The 14,403-nt window shown below is 37.3% G+C and carries 15 protein-coding genes; 5 read left to right on the top strand and 10 right to left on the bottom strand.

The features are described from left to right. Window positions 1-33: 33 nt before the first annotated feature. From PMN2A_RS00985 to PMN2A_RS00970, 4 genes are all read right to left on the bottom strand, one after another. Window positions 34-927 carry a segregation/condensation protein A gene (locus tag PMN2A_RS00985; RefSeq protein WP_011294150.1) on the bottom strand — a complete coding sequence of 298 codons (894 nt, stop codon included), beginning with the start codon at window positions 925-927 and terminating at the stop codon, window positions 34-36. A 64-nt stretch (window positions 928-991) separates the two neighbouring features. After that, window positions 992-2,608, bottom strand: coding sequence for an NAD(P)H-quinone oxidoreductase subunit 4 (locus tag PMN2A_RS00980; protein WP_011294149.1), 1,617 nt, complete (start codon window positions 2,606-2,608; stop codon window positions 992-994). Window positions 2,609-2,746: 138 nt separating this feature from the next. Next, a complete protein-coding gene (locus PMN2A_RS00975; RefSeq protein ID WP_011294148.1) occupies window positions 2,747-4,753 on the bottom strand; it encodes an NAD(P)H-quinone oxidoreductase subunit 5 in 2,007 nt (668 codons plus the stop codon). Between the two features lie 25 nt (window positions 4,754-4,778). Then, a complete protein-coding gene (locus PMN2A_RS00970; protein ID WP_011294147.1) occupies window positions 4,779-5,525 on the bottom strand; it encodes an NnrU family protein in 747 nt (248 codons plus the stop codon). A gap of 108 nt (window positions 5,526-5,633) precedes the next feature. Here PMN2A_RS00970 and PMN2A_RS00965 point away from each other — a divergent pair, with 108 nt between their 5' ends. Then, window positions 5,634-6,584 carry a LysR family transcriptional regulator gene (locus PMN2A_RS00965; RefSeq protein ID WP_011294146.1) on the top strand — a complete coding sequence of 317 codons (951 nt, stop codon included), beginning with the start codon at window positions 5,634-5,636 and terminating at the stop codon, window positions 6,582-6,584. Here the strand turns inward: PMN2A_RS00965 and PMN2A_RS00960 are convergent. Further along, a complete protein-coding gene (locus PMN2A_RS00960) occupies window positions 6,581-7,240 on the bottom strand; it encodes a DUF3172 domain-containing protein (RefSeq protein WP_011294145.1) in 660 nt (219 codons plus the stop codon). The two genes, PMN2A_RS00965 and PMN2A_RS00960, sit on opposite strands and share 4 nt — an antisense overlap. Beyond that, entirely contained in the window at window positions 7,237-7,584 is a 348-nt protein-coding gene (locus PMN2A_RS00955; protein ID WP_011294144.1) for an NAD(P)H-quinone oxidoreductase subunit M, read from the bottom strand. Before PMN2A_RS00955 ends, PMN2A_RS00960 begins: the two co-directional genes overlap by 4 nt. Window positions 7,585-7,688: 104 nt before the next feature. On the opposite strand from PMN2A_RS00955, the gene pds reads away from it, so the two are divergent. Beyond that, window positions 7,689-9,083 carry a 15-cis-phytoene desaturase gene (gene pds / locus PMN2A_RS00950; RefSeq protein WP_011294143.1) on the top strand — a complete coding sequence of 465 codons (1,395 nt, stop codon included), beginning with the start codon at window positions 7,689-7,691 and terminating at the stop codon, window positions 9,081-9,083. A 75-nt stretch (window positions 9,084-9,158) separates the two neighbouring features. Beyond that, window positions 9,159-10,097 carry a phytoene synthase gene (locus tag PMN2A_RS00945; protein ID WP_011294142.1) on the top strand — a complete coding sequence of 313 codons (939 nt, stop codon included), beginning with the start codon at window positions 9,159-9,161 and terminating at the stop codon, window positions 10,095-10,097. A gap of 4 nt (window positions 10,098-10,101) precedes the next feature. On the opposite strand, the gene PMN2A_RS00940 is transcribed toward PMN2A_RS00945, so the two are convergent. Together PMN2A_RS00940 and PMN2A_RS00935 are read right to left on the bottom strand one after the other, a co-directional pair. After that, window positions 10,102-10,533 (bottom strand): RNA recognition motif domain-containing protein, encoded by a 432-nt coding sequence (locus PMN2A_RS00940; RefSeq protein ID WP_011294141.1) that lies wholly within the window; start codon window positions 10,531-10,533, stop codon window positions 10,102-10,104. A 66-nt stretch (window positions 10,534-10,599) separates the two neighbouring features. Then, window positions 10,600-11,787: a CCA tRNA nucleotidyltransferase gene (locus PMN2A_RS00935; protein ID WP_011294140.1), complete on the bottom strand. Its 1,188-nt coding sequence runs from the start codon at window positions 11,785-11,787 to the stop codon at window positions 10,600-10,602. Between the two features lie 29 nt (window positions 11,788-11,816). On the opposite strand from PMN2A_RS00935, the gene PMN2A_RS00930 reads away from it, so the two are divergent. Together PMN2A_RS00930 and tsaB are read left to right on the top strand one after the other, a co-directional pair. Beyond that, on the top strand, window positions 11,817-12,068 hold the full coding sequence (locus PMN2A_RS00930) for a Ycf34 family protein (protein WP_011294139.1): 252 nt from the start codon (window positions 11,817-11,819) through the stop codon (window positions 12,066-12,068). After that, window positions 12,029-12,745, top strand: a complete 717-nt coding sequence (gene tsaB, locus PMN2A_RS00925; protein ID WP_049752677.1) for a tRNA (adenosine(37)-N6)-threonylcarbamoyltransferase complex dimerization subunit type 1 TsaB — start codon at window positions 12,029-12,031, stop codon at window positions 12,743-12,745. The genes PMN2A_RS00930 and tsaB overlap by 40 nt, the downstream gene beginning before the upstream one ends. 51 nt (window positions 12,746-12,796) lie before the next feature. On the opposite strand, the gene PMN2A_RS00920 is transcribed toward tsaB, so the two are convergent. Further along, entirely contained in the window at window positions 12,797-13,429 is a 633-nt protein-coding gene (locus PMN2A_RS00920) for a lysophospholipid acyltransferase family protein (protein WP_011294137.1), read from the bottom strand. Window positions 13,430-13,479: 50 nt separating this feature from the next. Beyond that, window positions 13,480-14,376 carry an ACP S-malonyltransferase gene (fabD, locus tag PMN2A_RS00915; RefSeq protein ID WP_011294136.1) on the bottom strand — a complete coding sequence of 299 codons (897 nt, stop codon included), beginning with the start codon at window positions 14,374-14,376 and terminating at the stop codon, window positions 13,480-13,482. Window positions 14,377-14,403: the final 27 nt, after the last annotated feature.

The raw sequence follows: 14,403 nt of genomic DNA, 5'->3' as shown, positions 1-14,403 counted from the left end.
AAGGCCAACATAGAATGCTGCCTCCACAAAGAGCTAAGCAGCAGCCGGCGAGACATCTGTCACGTCTAAAGAAGCGAGGGGAAGTTGCGCAACCATTCCTGGTTGCAAAAGCCTCTTTAGGCTTATGGGAGAGAACAAAGAACCTTTTTGATCAATCTCCACCTTGCCCTGAGAGCATAAAAACAATAAAGCCCAAAAAACTCCTACCCTATCGGTATCCAAATCATTTGAGGCAGAATTTTCTTTCCAACTCTTAACTAATAGTTCAAAATCAACCCAGTGCAAAGCTTTCTCCCACTTATTTATAAAAATCGCTAACGCAGCAGTGGTTTCGGGTAATTTTTCTCTATGAGCAAGAGATGAAACCTGAGCAATAACCTCCCTATTGCTTAATTTTTTTTGTCGTAAATTTCTACGATTATTCAAATCATCATTTTTCAAAGATTCTGCAATTGTCTCAAGCTGATTTATTAATTCTCCAAGAGTAACTGGCCTTCTAAATGGAGGAGGTGCAACGGGCCTTCTGAAAAGATGTCTCTCTGGTCGAACAGGTAATTGAAAACTTTCATCTAGCCAACCCTGTTCACCAAAATCCAATTCTGAATCTTCTTCAACTTCCATATCAACAGAGAACATTTCAGCCTCAAGTACCTCCGCCTTTAGACCAACCAAGACAGAAGCCGCTAAAAATGCCTCACTACTCTGAGCTAAATCAACCTCATAACTTCCACCATTTTGGCTGAAATGTTGTGAAATTTTTTTTGGGATTTCAATACGCTGTTTAAGTTGATCCAAAAAACCATCTACAACTGGAATAACATCTACATCCCAAGGATCAATATCTCCTCTTTGAGCAGCATCTTGCAATAAGCGTATAGCAAGTCTAGCGCCAGAATCTGCAGATTGAGTTAAAAGATCAACTGGCAATTAAAAATATGAGTCTAAAAGCAAGTTATCTCTATTCTGGATGTAATGCCAGATGAAAAAATTTTCAATCAAGTAGAGGGGCTTCAATAGTCCCAATTGATAAATTTGAATTACTAATAATTGTTGTTTGATCACTTCTAATCCTCTCAACAGCTAACAAATCTCTTTTAACCAATCCATCAATTGATGATATGTAAGTATCAGTCATGATTTTGGGATACAAACCAATACCAATAATTGGAACTAATAAACAAGCAATAATATAAATCTCTCTAGGTTCTGCATCTACCAACTTTGCTTTGGATATTAACTTCGCATTCTCTTTCCCAAAGAAAATTTCTCTAAGCATCGATAATAAATATATAGGTGTCAAAATGACTCCTATTGCAGCCAATGAAGCAACAACAATTCTAAATGGAAGTGTATAAACTTCATCAGTTACAAACCCAACAAAGACCATTAATTCTGAGATAAATCCACTCATTCCAGGTAAAGCAAGAGAAGCAAAAGCGCATGCAGTCCATAAAGCAAACATAATCCTCATGTTTTGGCCGATACCACCCATCTCATCTAATTGAAGAGTGTGAGTTCTGTCGTAAGTTGCACCAACAAGGAAAAACAAGCTTGCTCCTATTAAACCGTGGCTAACCATTTGCAACATCGCACCACTAGTTCCTAGAGAACTAAAGCTTCCAATACCTATCAAAACAAAACCCATATGACTTATTGAGCTGTATGCAATTTTCCTTTTTAAATTTCTTTGAGCAAAAGAAGTTAAAGCTGCATAAATAATATTGACTACGCCCAGAACAATTAACAATGGTGCAAATTGGGCATGAGCATCAGGCAGTAATTGTGCATTAAATCTAAGGAGAGCATATCCACCCATCTTTAAAAGTATTCCTGCCAGGAGCATATGCACGGGAGCAGTGGCCTCTCCATGGGCGTCTGGCAACCAAGTATGAAGAGGAACAATAGGTAGTTTGACGCCAAAAGCTATTAGTAATCCTGAATAACAAAGTAGTTGAAACCCCTTACCAAAATTTTGCTGAGCTAAATGGGTATATCCAAAATCTGGCATTCCTCCACCTTGAAAGAAACCCATTGCAAGACCAGCAAGAAGAATAAATAACGAGCTGCCTGCTGTGTAGATAATAAATTTTGTCGCCGCATATTGCCTTTTCTTTCCGCCCCAGATTGCCAGGAATAAATACACCGGGAATAACTCCAATTCCCAAGCTAGAAAGAAAAGCAACATATCTTGAACTGCAAAGACAGCTATCTGGCCGCCATCCATAGCAAGAATTAAAAAGAAAAATAATTTTGGTTTATAGCTAACTGGCCATGCTGCCAAAACTGCAAGAGAAGTTATGAAACTTGTAAGCAATATCAATGGCATTGACAAGCCATCTGCTCCAACAGACCAAGTCAATCCAAGATCGGGGAGCCAACTAACTTTTTCATACAATTGCAAGCCTTCTTGACTTGGATCAAAGCCTTTGAAGTAAGCAGCAACAGTAATTAGAAAAGTAATTAAAGCAATTATTAGTGCATACCATCGAACTTCTTTCCCTTCTCCTTTATCTGGAATAAAAGGAACAATTAATGCCCCAACAATGGGAAAGAATATGGATAAACTTAACCAAGGGAAATGGGCTAGAATTGGCTCAGGAATTAGCATTGTTCCTAGGTTAAAACTGATATTGAGAGCGAATTCCAAGGCTCGAAATTAATCACCACTTTTTGAGTTTAGAAATTATGAGATTATTCGCACCCTCTAGATAGGGGATGAAACACACACATAAAAAAATTATGTAAATTATGCTCCCACAACTCCAAAAAGTGCGACCAGAGCAATCACTCCTCCAAAAACAATCAATGCATAAAACTGAGCTCTTCCTGTTTCAAAATATTTGAGTCCTTCTCCACTACCAAGAGTTAATAATCCTGTCAGATTAACAACTCCATCAACTACTTTTGCATCTACTTCTAGTACTTCTCTGGCGAGCTTTCTACTTCCTTTTACGAAAATTTTCTCATTTATATCATCTAAGTACCATTTATTCTGAAGAAATGAATTAATTTGAGGGTACTTCTTGGATAAATAAACGCCAAGATCAAGACGTTTCAAATAATAAGTTAAAACCGCCAATACTATTCCAGTCGATGAGATTGCCACAGAGGCAGTCGCAAGTGGAAGAAATTCTCCCCAACTAAAATTTTCGGCAACTTCAAGAGCCTCAAGAGGGTCTAACAAGTTTGCAAAAATGCTATTCCAAGGAACTCCTATAAATCCAATCAAGACAGAAGGTATTGCCAGAATTGCCAAAGGAAGTGTCATAGGCCATGCAGATTCATGAATATTGCCAACTTCATGTTCTTCATGTTCTTCATCTTTTTCTTTACCTGCTAAAGCAAGCAAAGAAAGCTGCATCTCTTGATTTTCGCCTCGAAATTCGCCCTCAAAAGTTAGAAAATAAAGTCTAAACATGTAGAAAGCTGTCATTCCTGCCGTTAAAAAACCAATAAACCAAAGTATTGGAAAACTATTAAAAGCTTGACCAAGGATTTCATCTTTACTCCAAAAACCTGCTAGAGGAGGGATCCCACTAATAGCAATACAACCAATGAAAAAAGTTATTGCTGTGATAGGCATTTTTTTACGTAGGCCTCCCATTAAACGCATATCTTGAGCAAGAATTGGTTCATGACCAACCACCTCCTCCATGGCATGAATAACTGAACCTGAGCCAAGGAATAACATTGCCTTAAAACAAGCGTGTGTAACAAGGTGGAACATTCCTGCGACTGGTGCGCCACATCCCATCGCAAGCATCATGTATCCAAGTTGAGAAACCGTGCTGTAAGCCAATCCTTTTTTCAAATCCATTTGTGTCAAAGCAATCGATGCCCCCAGGAAACAAGTTACTGTTCCAATAATTGCAATGAATAAACCAACGAAAGGGAATTGGCTAAACAAAGGATCAAGCCTTGCTACTAAAAAAACTCCTGCTGCAACCATTGTTGCTGCATGAATTAAGGCAGATATGGGAGTTGGACCTTCCATTGCGTCAGGCAACCAAACATGCAGAGGGAATTGAGCAGACTTTGCCATTGGTCCCATAAAAACCAGAATACAAAGAGTCAAAGCCGCCCATATTGGCACCGTCCCAGAACTAACTGACTCTGATAGACCGTCAGCAATTCCATGAAAATCAAAACTTCCAGTTGCCCAAAAAAGACCCAAGATGCCAAGCAATAAGCCAAAGTCTCCTACTCTATTGACAATAAAAGCCTTTTGAGCTGCATGCGCAGCACCATCTCTGTCGTACCAAAAACCAACTAGTAAATATGAACACATGCCAACCAATTCCCAAAAAACGTATATCTCAAGCAGATTTGGACTAACTATGAGCCCAAGCATAGAACTGCTAAATAGGGCTAAATATGTAAAAAAACGAACATACCCAGGGTCGTGTGCCATATAACCATGGGAATAAATCATTACCAAAAAAGCAATTGTCGTCACAAGAGCAAGCATTACTGCCGCTAAAGGATCAATTACATATCCCATTGGTAATTCAAAAGAACCTGCACTTGCCCATATAAACAAGTGTTCAACTGGAGGCTTACCTGAAAGTTGCTCAGCCAAAACTGCATAGCTAATAAATGCAGAGGCACCTACGGAAGTTAAAAGGGTTATTGCAACGGGTTTTCTTGAACGATTAAAAAGATCATTAAAACTAATTAATCCTAAACCAATCAAAACTGCCCCACAAAGAGGAAGTAGTGGAATTAACCAAGCGAAATCTGCAGCCGAATGCATCCAGCTAAATCATATTGAAATAAGTTTAGGCAATTCTTGCTAGTAATTCAGTTAAATCAAAAGAGAGAAATCTCTGCGCTCCAACAGAAATAAATTTGTGAGACCACCAGAAAAAAAACACTGCAATGAGAATGCCCATTTGAGAGGGCCTGAGAAATTCTTTTATTTGTAATTTTTGTCGTCCATCCAACACAGCTAAAAATGGAACGACCGATGTTCTTTTCTTCACATCCTCAAATTCTTGTCCGAATTTGAGGCTAAGTCTTCTATCACCATGCCAGATGGCAAATAAATGATGAGCAATCAATCCCAAGCAAGTCACAAGAGTAAAACTTGTGCCTATCCAAAGTAAATGCGCAAAACACCAAATAATTTGACCTATTGCCTGTGGATGGCGAGTGACTCTAATAATCCCAGTAGCATAAATTCTAACTTTAGGTTTCAGAACAGCTGGTATTTCTAAAAGGTTATATGTAGCTGGGTATAGGAAAAGAAAACTAATTGCACTCAAAATCCAAATCAATGGAATTAGCTCACTAACCCCTTGCAAATTCCAAAATCTAAATCCGTCGTAACGATGGGCAATAAAATAGCCCACCAAAATAACTGCTGAAGGAATACTTGCAAAAGCAAAAATCAATCTCCATGCTCTTGCTCCAATTACACTTTCTGCTTTCACCCTTAAAGCCGCTCCACCACTATGAATAACTGCAAAACAAAATAAAAGTAATATCATTACAAAACTCGAACCATGTGTATCTGAAAGTGTCATTAGTCGTATAAAAACCTCTTAATAAATTATTAGATCCATACCGGATCAACAGTTCGAGTTGTTTTTCCCTACATTTTATTTTAATAACTGCCATGAAGGCCTGCCACCATGGCCGAGATTCCATTCACTCTTGATCAACTAAGAATCCTCAAAGCAATCGTTGATGAGGGGAGCTTCAAAAAAGCTGCAGATAGTCTCTTTGTGACTCAACCGGCTGTAAGTTTGCAAGTGCAAAATCTTGAAAAACAACTAGATATTGCAATATTTGATAGAGGTGGAAGAAAAGCCCAACTAACTGAAGCTGGAAAGCTTCTTCTAAATTATTGTGAGAAAATTTTAGGAGAATGCCTAGAGACTTGCAAAGCAGTTGAAGATTTAAATAATCTCAAAGGGGGATCCATCATTATTGGTGCTAGCCAAACTACTGGTACTTACTTGATGCCAAGGATGATAGGAGTTTTCAGACAAAAGTATCCAGAAGTTTCTGTTCAACTTCAAATTCATAGCACTAGAAGAACAGGATGGAGTGTTGCTAATGGCCAGATAGACATAGCTATTATCGGAGGCCAACTGCCATTAGAATTAAATGAATTATTAGAAGTTATTCCTTTTGCAACAGATGAGTTAGCCCTTGTTTTACCTACTAATCATCCATTAGCAAAGTCAAAAGAACTTACAAAAGAAGATCTATATAGTCTTAGGTTTATCACCTTAGACAATCAATCAACCACAAGAAAAGTCCTAGATCAACTATTGTCCTCTTCAGGATTAGACGTACAGAGGTTACATATAGAAATGGAATTAAACTCTCTTGAAGCTATAAAAAATGCTGTTCAATCAAATCTAGGAGCAGCTTTTCTCCCCGTAGTATCAATTGAAAGAGAATTATCCGGAGGCAGTATTCACAGACCAATCGTGGCAGATTTAGAAGTCAAAAGAGAACTGAAAGTAATCACCAATCCTGGCAGATATTCATCTAGAGCTGCAGAAGCATTCACACGAGACATATTACCTCTATTTGCTAGTTCATTTTCACCACTATTTAATCCTCAAAATTAAAATTGTATAGCCTCTTTATTTATACCAACAGCATCTTCTTCAGCACCTCTAATTATAAATTTATTTTCGTTAACATCTGCTTGATAAACGCAACGCACAATTGGCTGGTCCCTAATTGAACCTATATAGGCAAATGTATTCATTCTTTGCTTACATTCTCTAACATCTTCATTATTTATGGCTCCTTGCTTTTGCAAAACAGTCCAATTTTCTCTTCTAATGACACAACCTGGCTGAAGAGCAGGTTGTGTCACAAAGCTTGTAGAAGGGTTTAAGGTCGTATACATTTCAACATCGATCACAAAGGCGCTTGCACCGTATTGCCTGCAAAAGTCGGGATCCGGAACTGCCATATCCAATTGTTGCTGACTTGCAATATTCCCCTGGCCACCTGAAGTTGTGCTTGTGATGAGGCTTCCTATACCAACGCCAATTACCAATACTCCAGCCAAAATGGCAATAGAATTAGAGTTTATTTTTATACCACCTCCGCCTCCACCTGAGGGCCCTGACGATTGAAATCGACTTCCTCTTGATTCATATTGGTCTCTAACATTTGAATCTTTTCTAGAATTAAATCTGTTCCCTTCTTGTCTTCTCGCCAAATCTGATCTTCTACGAGATGATGGCCTTCGATTATAAGGACCTTGATTCATAATAATTCTTGAGTTCGAGGTAATCCCATGGAATAGTTCATCACCCTACTATTTGGGTTATAACTGAGCTCTCCATCTTTAAGCAACTTTCTAATAAAATCCTCAAGCAGGGATCCTATTTTTCTCAAGCTGTAATCACTTAATTCATTATCGGCTTGAAAATCCACTAGTTCACGAAAATAATCTTGCACCTTTTTTATAGATTGATCGCTCCAAGAAAATTCATTATCTGGGTCAATATCTAAAGTCAGATGCCCATTATCAAAAATTAAATCATTATTTTCTACAACTGCAGTAAATATTCTTACATGTCTTGTTGTGCATTTGAGAATAGTATTGCTCATGAATTTAAAACAACAAACCGAAATATATACTGCAAATTTAACGACCTAAACCCTTGTTGGGTGGTCTTAATCACTAAAGTTGTTAAATACTCTTTTATTTAGGTATGCGCGTAGCAATCGCTGGAGCCGGATTGGCAGGACTCTCATGTGCAAAATACTTAGCCGATGCTGGTCATACGCCATTTGTTTATGAAGCACGAAACGTACTTGGCGGAAAAGTTGCTGCCTGGAAAGATGATGATGGTGACTGGTATGAGACTGGATTACATATATTTTTTGGAGCTTATCCAAATATGCTCCAGCTTTTTAAAGAACTAGATATTGAAGATCGTCTTCAATGGAAAAGTCATTCCATGATTTTCAACCAACCAGAAGAACCTGGCACATATAGCCGTTTCGACTTCCCTGATCTTCCTGCTCCAATAAATGGAGTGGCAGCGATTTTAAGCAACAATGACATGCTTAGCTGGCCAGAAAAAATTTCGTTTGGACTGGGACTAGTACCAGCTATGTTGCGTGGCCAAAATTATGTAGAGGATTGTGATAAGTACTCTTGGACGGAATGGCTGAAAAAACAAAATATCCCCGAAAGAGTCAATGATGAAGTTTTTATAGCCATGAGTAAGGCACTTAATTTTATAGGTCCTGATGAAATTTCCTCAACAGTATTGCTAACTGCATTAAACCGCTTCTTACAAGAAAAAAACGGATCAAAAATGGCATTTCTTGATGGAGCGCCACCAGAACGACTTTGTCAACCAATTGTGGATCACATCAGAACTTTAGGAGGCGACGTATTTTTAAATAGCCCACTAAAAAAAATCAATTTAAAAGAAGATGGATCTGTTGAAAATTTCTTAATAGGTAGTGCCAAAGAACCTCAGGGGAAAGAAATCCAAGCAGACGCATATGTCAGCGCAATGCCCGTTGATATTTTCAAAACAATTTTGCCCAATGAATGGGCCTCTCAAGATATTTTCAGAAAACTTGAGGGACTGAAAGGAGTCCCAGTTATTAATATTCATCTTTGGTTCGATCGAAAACTTACAAATATTGATCACCTGTTATTCAGTAGATCTCCTCTTTTAAGTGTTTATGCCGACATGAGCATAACTTGTAAAGAATATGAAGATCCCAATCGTTCAATGCTTGAATTAGTTTTTGCTCCTGCAAAAGACTGGATCGGTCGTAAAGACGAGGAAATAATTGATGCAACAATGCAAGAATTGAAGAAACTTTTTCCCATGCATTTCTCTGGGGACAATCAAGCTAAATTGAGAAAATATAAAGTAATAAAAACACCAAAATCAGTCTACAAAGCTGTTCCTGGATGCCAAGATTTAAGACCTGACCAAAAGACTCCAATAAGAAACTTTTTCTTAACTGGTGATTATACAATGCAAAAATACCTCGCTTCCATGGAAGGTGCAGTCCTAAGTGGAAAAATATGTGCAGAAAAAATCCAAATCTCGACTGACATAGGTTCTTCTACGTCTTAATGTAACAACAGGAATTTATTTAAAATTTCAACTCAAGAGCTTAATGCAAACTAAAAAACTTACAAACTTCTAATTTTGGCGCAGCCTTCTTTGAATCTAGAGGATGCCTACGAGGCTTGCAGAAAAGAAACTGCACAATGGGCTAAGACCTTCTACCTGGGTACTATGTTGCTGCCCCCTGCTAAACGCAGAGCAATCTGGGCTATTTATGTTTGGTGCCGAAGAACAGATGAGCTAATGGACAGCACTGAAGCTCAAAAAAAATCTCGAAATGAGTTATCAGATAGACTCAACCAATGGGAAGACAAAACAAAAAATATTTTTGCTGGTAATACTCAAGATGATCTTGATGCTGTCTTAGCCGATACTCTTCAAAAATTTCCTCAGTCTATTCAGCCTTACATAGATATGATTGAAGGCCAAAGAATGGATTTAGATACAACCAGATATAAAACCTTTGAAGAACTTGAACTTTACTGTTATCGAGTCGCTGGAACTGTTGGGTTAATGACGCAAGGCGTAATAGGTATTGATGCTGCCTATACCCGTAATCCAAATTTGCCACCTCCTGATACTTCACGAGCAGCAATAGCTCTAGGAATCGCGAATCAATTAACCAATATTCTTAGAGATGTTGGAGAAGATAGAGGGAGAGGACGAATTTATTTGCCATTAGAGGATTTGAAAAAATTTAATTACTCCGAAGAAGATCTATTCAAAGGAACAATTAATGAAAACTGGAAAGCTTTAATGGCTTTTCAATTAGCCAGAGCTAGAGATTGGTTCCAGAAATCTGAAGAAGGCATCAAATGGCTATCAATAGATGCAAGGTGGCCTATATGGACATCATTAAGGTTATATAGCGGAATATTAAATTCAATTGAAAAAATTGATTATGACGTCTTCAGCAATCGAGCTTATGTAAAGGGATGGGTAAAAGCTGTAAACCTACCCATCTCCTATCTAATAACCATCAACGATGAAAAATATAAACTTAGAACACTAATTAATTGAATATTTAAGCGGGAGTTTTTTGATTAGCTAAAAGATCTTTTAATTTTGATAGTTCTCCAGCCCATCTTGGATCTGGAGCTTCTTTCATTGGCGCATCGCTATGTACAACTTTCTTAACATCTTTACGACTAGAACCTTTATTTCCATTATTGGCGTTCCCTCCTCGTCTTGAATTTCCGGAATTTGAATCTTTACGCTCAGAACGCTCAACCCTCAATTTATTACCATTAAATTCTTGACCATTTAATTTTTCAATAAGCTCATTTGCAACATTCTCATCTTTAATATTCGCGAACCCAAATCCCCTGCAAGCTTTGGTATCTCTATCGAAAACAGCTTTAAATTTGATGCCTTCTCCAATAGATGTTAGGAGGGCTTCAAGTTCTTTAACATTGACATTCTGCGGCAAATTACCGATGTAAAGACGAACACTCATTTAGAAAAAAGGGGATAAGGAGACGACGGCATACGGCCGAGATTAATTTGATTTGTGTGTAGTTAATCACAAAAAGGGGGAATTCTCTAGGGTCCATTTACGAGCGACCTCCATAGCCTCATTGTTTGTGGAGATTCTCCCATAAGCTTTTTCCCTGGAAAGATACCTAATAAGTTCGCCTAAGAACGGACCAGGAGGGATTCCAAAAGCTTTTTGAAGCAAATGGCCATCAAAAGGCGCAGAGGGGTGAAAGAGGGGATCGTGGGGGTCTTTCCAGCGTTTTAACCAAGGACTTGAATCCCTTTCTTTCAAAAAAAGGATGAAAGAGGGCAAATCCTCTTCCAAATCAATGTGAAGTTGAAATCTTTCATCTTCGGAAAGATCATCTAATTTATTAATTTTATGAACCCAGAATCTAAGGTTCTTACATCTTTTTATTTGATTTTTACTAAAGGTCAAACGAGACAAGCCCTCATCACTAAGTAAAAAAATTAGTTTCGATAAAAAGCTTCCAAATATTAGATTTTTCGTAGAAATATCTTTTCTTTCCAATTCAATATAAGGGAAATTATTATCATTCCATTCGTTCAATAATTGAAGTTCTAAATATGTTTTCCAAACTGAAGAATTCCATTTTGAATTAACTATTTTTAAGATCTCCATTTTCATCCTCTCAGGTGCAATATTACTTAATTTATCCACATTATTTTTGAGAAACGTTTTAGTTTTTTTCTCTAACTCAAAATCTAATTCACACATAAATCGAAACCCCCTAAGAATCCTCAAAGGGTCGTCAAGTAAGTTCTTTTCACTAATTGCAACTATTTTCTTACTTTTTAAATCATTAATTCCTCCAGTTGGATCAAAAATCTCTGGTTTTCCTGTAAGCCTTAAAGCAATTGCATTAATTCGAAAATCACGTCTTAGTAAATCATCTTGGAGATTTTCTCCAACTTGTCGAGCAAAATCCAGGGTCCAACCATTAATCACTAGTCGAGCAATATCTCTTTTTTCATCAAGCTTTATAAATGTGCCATTAATCTTTTTAGATAAGTTTTCGCTGAAATTAATGGCATTTGTTGGTATTACAAAATCCAAATCAGGTTTTTGACTCAATTTGTTCAATAATGCATCTCTGACTGAACCGCCGACCAAGGCACTGCCAGGAGGTAAGTCAGATATTGATATGGGCCAATCTCTTGGATTTAAATCTCCAAAAAGATCATTTGATAGTAATGTGTCCTTACTTATCAAAATGACACCTAGATTTTACTTTAATAGTTATGTGCATCTGTGTTGATTGTGCTTGGGTAGATAGATGTAAGACCTACTACACAGTTGAAGAACATCACCAAGTCAAACACCTTTCCAAAAATCCAGATTTTCAAGGCACAAACCCCAAAATACACATCAATATTATTGACATGCCAGATAGCGAAACAGGCATTGAATGGGATGTAAGAGGGTGCGATAGTTTTCACCAAGATCTAGGGAAATGGAGCAGGCTTCGTCCTGGGGAAGAAATTCCAAAATAACAATAATAATAAATCAGTTGACAAATTTCCATAACTCAAAATCAAAATTTTTATTAGCACTACATAGCTCCTCACAATCCTTCGGAATTGCCATTAAGGATACTGAAAATTCAGAAAAAATAATAAGAAGCGAAGTATTTAATATTGGGCGATCATTATCGAACAAATTATTTAGTTGTATTGAAACAATGCTGCCTAGAAAGTTTTGGAAGCAAATAATCCGCATTTCAGTAGCAAAAGGCCCTGGAAGTTTTACCAGTACAAGACTAACAATCTCAATGGCTAGAACAATTGCTCAGCAAATTGATTGTTCATTAGATTCCATGAGTTCATTTCATTTAATGGCTCCAAGACTTTACAAAGATCTTAATAAAAATCAAATCTTGAATTCATTTTGGATAAAAGATCTTTTGCCACGAAGAGGAATTGTCGCTGGCAAGTATCAACTAGTTAAAATTCACAAAGGGTCAAATTTCCATGAGTTTAATGAAATAATTTCTCCACAGTTAACAAGTAATGAAAAAATTTTGAATCCCTCTATCGAGGCTTCTAATAATATCGAAAAAGATATCATCTCACTTATCAATTTTTCTCAATATTGTCATGATTCAAATTTGTCATCTGATTGGAGAAAAACATTGCCCATCTACCCAACTTCACCAATTGACAATAAATAATCAATATAAATAAGTTCGAATATTTTTATATTCTACAGAGATAGTTTAAGGTCAAATATTCTTTATAAGGCCTTGATCCAACATTGAATTTATAGATATTTGAATTTCTTTAGTTGTTGATGTTAAATCTTCTCTTTTACGTGTTTTAGGAGGTTGGATTAATTCACCAACTCTTAAATGAATAGATACAAATCGGGGAAGAAGGGATCCTTTTGGAAAAGCTCTGTGACTATTAACTATTGCCACAGGAAGAATAGGAGAACCTGTCCTCGCAGCCAATAGAGCAGCGCCTGCTTTAGGATCATTAACTCTTCCATTTTCTTGTCTGGTTCCATCCAAAAATACACCTGTAGCCCAACCTTCAACTAATCGATTAGAAGCATTTCTTAGTGCTTCTCTATCTCCAGCACCCCTCTTAACTGGATAGGCACCACAAGCAGAAATTATGAATGACAAAAGAGGCACATTGAAAAGTTCAGATTTTGCCATAAAAGCTACTGGTCTGCCCAAAGCATGGCCCAAAATCGGAGGGTCCAGGTGAGAACCGTGATTAGATACAATGACAACCCCACCTGTATTAGGTAAATTCGAAATCCCTTTCGTTTGACCTCTAAACAAAAAACGAAAAATCGGAAAAACAAAGAGATAACTTACGCAAGCATAAACAAAACTTTGTCGAGGCATATTTTTATTGATTTGTTCAACTCCTTCAACAATTCTAAATTGTTCCAAAATCAATAACCCAAATCACTGGCATTTGATATTTGACTAGTCATTGTCCCTTTCATTGATCGTTTAGCAAGACCGCTAAGCACGTTCCCAGGTCCAATCTCAACCATTGTTGTTATCCCTTTATTTTGCATCACCTGCATAGTCTCTCTCCATCTAACACCTGTGGTCATTTGTTTTTTTAGGCGATCTTTCAATATGTCACCATTTACAGTTGGAGTTGGATCAACATTGCTAAGCACAGGAACTTGCGAATCTTGAAAAGTTACTTGATCAAGTTCTTCGTTAAAGCTTTTAGAAGCTTCAGTCATAAATATTGAGTGAAAAGCACCAGAAACTTTTAAAGGAATAGCTCTTTTACATTTTAAATTATCAGCCACTTTCCTCACTGCTTCAGGTGAACCAGATAAAACAACTTGAGATTCACTATTGTCATTAGCTATGGATGCACCCTCAGTTTCTCTGATCAAATCATCTAATTCATCTCGATCAAATCCCATTACTGCAATCATTGCTCCTCCTCCTGCCGCTGCCATCAATTCAGATCTTTTTTTTAAAAGTATTAACGCTGTCTTCGCATCTAAAACATCTGCTGAGTAAAGACCAACTATTTCTCCGAGACTATGGCCTGCAATCATGTGGGTTTCTCTTCCTTGTCTTTTTAAATCATCAACCAATAGTGACTCAACAACAAAAAGTGCAGGTTGAGTGTTTCTAGTATCGTTTAAGTCATATATTTCTTCATTTGGAGCCACTTCACCAGAACAGATTTTCCAAAGATCTCTTCCAAGAATTTGAGAGGCTAATTCAAATCTTTCTCTAGAACCAGGCAAGTCTTGCAAAGAATTTGCCATACCTAATTTTTGAGAGCCTTGTCCAGGAAAGACCCAGGCAATAGTCATAATTTTCTAGATTAATTGTAAAACAGC

Origin of the sequence: Prochlorococcus marinus str. NATL2A (assembly GCF_000012465.1) — a bacterium.
Lineage (GTDB): Bacteria > Cyanobacteriota > Cyanobacteriia > PCC-6307 > Cyanobiaceae > Prochlorococcus_B > Prochlorococcus_B marinus_B.
Note: the sequence above shows the minus strand (reverse complement) of the source record. Positions and strands in the feature narration are given on the sequence as shown.

Excerpts from the sequence above, each read along its gene's own strand:
- PMN2A_RS00980 (WP_011294149.1), bottom strand. The coding sequence starts at position 2,608 with ATGCTAATTCCTGAGCCAATTCTAGCCCATTTCCCTTGGTTAAGTTTA.
- PMN2A_RS00975 (WP_011294148.1), bottom strand. The coding sequence starts at position 4,753 with ATGCATTCGGCTGCAGATTTCGCTTGGTTAATTCCACTACTTCCTCTT.
- PMN2A_RS00970 (WP_011294147.1), bottom strand. The coding sequence starts at position 5,525 with ATGACACTTTCAGATACACATGGTTCGAGTTTTGTAATGATATTACTT.
- PMN2A_RS00965 (WP_011294146.1), top strand. The coding sequence starts at position 5,634 with ATGGCCGAGATTCCATTCACTCTTGATCAACTAAGAATCCTCAAAGCA.
- PMN2A_RS00960 (WP_011294145.1), bottom strand. The coding sequence starts at position 7,240 with ATGAATCAAGGTCCTTATAATCGAAGGCCATCATCTCGTAGAAGATCA.
- PMN2A_RS00955 (WP_011294144.1), bottom strand. The coding sequence starts at position 7,584 with ATGAGCAATACTATTCTCAAATGCACAACAAGACATGTAAGAATATTT.
- pds (WP_011294143.1), top strand. The coding sequence starts at position 7,689 with ATGCGCGTAGCAATCGCTGGAGCCGGATTGGCAGGACTCTCATGTGCA.
- PMN2A_RS00940 (WP_011294141.1), bottom strand. The coding sequence starts at position 10,533 with ATGAGTGTTCGTCTTTACATCGGTAATTTGCCGCAGAATGTCAATGTT.
- PMN2A_RS00930 (WP_011294139.1), top strand. The coding sequence starts at position 11,817 with ATGTGCATCTGTGTTGATTGTGCTTGGGTAGATAGATGTAAGACCTAC.
- tsaB (WP_049752677.1), top strand. The coding sequence starts at position 12,029 with ATGGAGCAGGCTTCGTCCTGGGGAAGAAATTCCAAAATAACAATAATA.
- PMN2A_RS00920 (WP_011294137.1), bottom strand. The coding sequence starts at position 13,429 with ATGCCTCGACAAAGTTTTGTTTATGCTTGCGTAAGTTATCTCTTTGTT.
- fabD (WP_011294136.1), bottom strand. The coding sequence starts at position 14,376 with ATGACTATTGCCTGGGTCTTTCCTGGACAAGGCTCTCAAAAATTAGGT.